The 237-nt window shown below is 39.7% G+C and carries 1 protein-coding gene; it reads right to left on the reverse strand.

Annotated features, from left to right (window positions below; genetic code table 11):
* Window positions 1–23 precede the first annotated feature (23 nt).
* The coding region (locus G3N97_RS20040; RefSeq protein WP_205994773.1) for a hypothetical protein at window positions 24–237 on the reverse strand (214 nt) is incomplete at its 5' end.

Consider the following 237-nt stretch of genomic DNA (forward strand, 5'->3'; position numbering starts at 1 on the left):
TTTCTGTCATCGTACTCAACATCTTATAACATGCTGACGAACACCGACACAACATCCTGACACATGACTAACTGCTTGTACTGGTACTCACTCGTGTGATGTACTATGTTAGTTTGCTGAGAGATCAGCACATATCTAGCAAGCTTCATCGTATCATTGCCCTGTTTGACAACGTCTTCTTCTTCTTTTTCAACGTCGCTCATCGTATTTCTCCTCCTGTCTTTTTTTTTTTTTTTT

Source organism: Paraburkholderia sp. Ac-20347 (assembly GCF_017104805.1).
Taxonomy (GTDB): domain Bacteria; phylum Pseudomonadota; class Gammaproteobacteria; order Burkholderiales; family Burkholderiaceae; genus Paraburkholderia; species Paraburkholderia tropica.